Raw genomic sequence first — 1,869 nt, forward strand, 5'->3', positions numbered from 1 at the left:
GGAGGTGGCGCCGAGCGCGAGGCCGCCGAGCGGACCGCCGCCCGGCCCGGGGGTGGCGCCGGGGGCGCCGTTCAGACCCGGGGTGCCGCCGCCGTAGCCGGGATGGCCGGAATGGGCGAGGTGCCCGGGGTGGCCGGAATGGCCCGGGTGCTCGCCGCCGTAGGCCGGAACGGTGCTGACGATCCCTCGACTGACGGGCTGTCCGCCGTGGGACGGTCCGCCGAAGGCGGGCTGGCCTCCGTAGGGGGACTGGGCGCCGTAGGGCGTCGCCGCGCCGTGGTCGGCGGTGGTCGGTGCCGCACCGGGGCCGACGCCGGCGCCCGCCCCGGGGGAGGGCACTGCGGAGTACGAGGAGTGCGAGGCGGCGCCCGGAGTGCCGGAGATGCGGGTGGTGGCGGCGATCGCGGTGGTGCCAGTGCTTCTCGCGGACCGACCCGCGCTGCCGGCCGCCGCCTGGCCGCTGTCAGGACCCGCGTCGCTCCTGCTCACCCTGCTCAAGGCGCTCAAGCCCCCTCGGTGGTGTGGTGTGGGTGGTGCGGCACTGCTAGCCAAGATCGAAATCTATCGGGTGGACCATTGCCGTTGTGACAAGTTCACCATCCGACGCTATGTCGACATGGCAATTTGGCGTGATGCATTCGATCACGAAGCGTGGCACCCGTCGACCTTTCTGGGAAGAGGGCCGGGGCAACGGTGGCTGGTTGTCGCGGGGCGGTTCCTGGGGCGTCCGCCTCCGGTGCACCCGGCCGGCAGGTCTGGGCTGCGGATTTGCCCAAGCGGGAGGGATCGGCGCGAAATTGACCGAAAATCGGCGGTGCACGAGGGGGCGCACGGGGAGAAGTCATGCGCCTCCCAGGCTTCATCCGGCCAAGCCCGGTACGGCGGAACCGGGAACCGGACCGCCGGGCTACGGTCCTGCCGTGAACACCGACAGCCGGCTCGAACGGGCCAACGACAACGCCGCCGCCTTCTGGCTCGCCCAAGCCCGCGTCCACGGCTGGCAGTCCCGCACCCGCCCGGGGCTGACCGCGGTCCGGTGCGCCCGGACCCCGGACGATGCGCACCGCATCGTGGTGACCCGTCCCTACGACGAACCGGCCGTGGTCGAGCAGGAGTTGGCCGACCTGATGGCCGATTGGTCGACCATACGCTGCACCGTGGAGGACCCGTACGACGGGCTCGACCTCACCGGCCTCGGGGCCACCCGGATGCCGATCATGCCGGTGATGGTCCGGGACCCCGGACCGGTCGAGGGGGCGACCACCGTCCTGCCCGCGGTCTCGGAGGCGCACGGAGGCGGCGTCCTGACGGTCGATGAGGCGCGGGACGGCGACAGCTTCGCCGTGGTCGAGCGGACGATCGTGGAGGGTTTCCCGCTGCCCGCCCGACAGCCCTGGGTCCGGGCTGAGGCCCTCCCGGAACAACTGCTGGACGTACCCGGCTGGCGGGGCTGGCTCGGCCGCGTCGACGGCGCGGTGGCGGGCACCTGCCTCACCTACGACGACGGCCGGGCCACCGGCGTGTACTGGGTCGCCACCCTGCCCGACCGGCGCGGCCAGGGAGTGGCCCGCGCCGTCCTCCGGACCGCTCTGGCCCACGCGCACCCGGACCGCCCGGCCACCCTGGTCGCCACCTCGCTCGGCGAACCGCTCTACCGCAAGCTCGGGTTCGTCGAGCAGGCCCGTACCTGCTGGTGGACCCGTACCGTGGCGTAGCCGGCGGGCAGGTGACGTGGGCGGGGCGGGTGGAGTAGGCGGACGGCTGACGGGGCTCGGGGGCGCTGGGGAGGTTGGGAGGGTGGGACCGGGGCGTCGTAGGGATGCGGAGGGGCGGCCGGGGCTCTACTGCGCGGCGGCCACCGAGGCAGCG

The 1,869-nt window shown here is 73.9% G+C and carries 1 protein-coding gene and 1 pseudogene; one reads left to right on the top strand and one right to left on the bottom strand.

The window, feature by feature from the left end; genetic code table 11:
* Positions 1-489, bottom strand: a pseudogene (locus KS423_RS47785) (hypothetical protein); the annotation flags it as partial.
* Between the two features lie 431 nt (positions 490-920).
* On the opposite strand from KS423_RS47785, the gene KS423_RS48310 reads away from it, so the two are divergent.
* Positions 921-1,715 carry a GNAT family N-acetyltransferase gene (locus KS423_RS48310; protein ID WP_224285394.1) on the top strand — a complete coding sequence of 265 codons (795 nt, stop codon included), beginning with the start codon at positions 921-923 and terminating at the stop codon, positions 1,713-1,715.
* Positions 1,716-1,869: the final 154 nt, after the last annotated feature.

The sequence above is a fragment of the Streptomyces sp. LS1784 genome (assembly GCF_020103755.1).
Taxonomy (GTDB): Bacteria; Actinomycetota; Actinomycetes; order Streptomycetales; family Streptomycetaceae; genus Kitasatospora.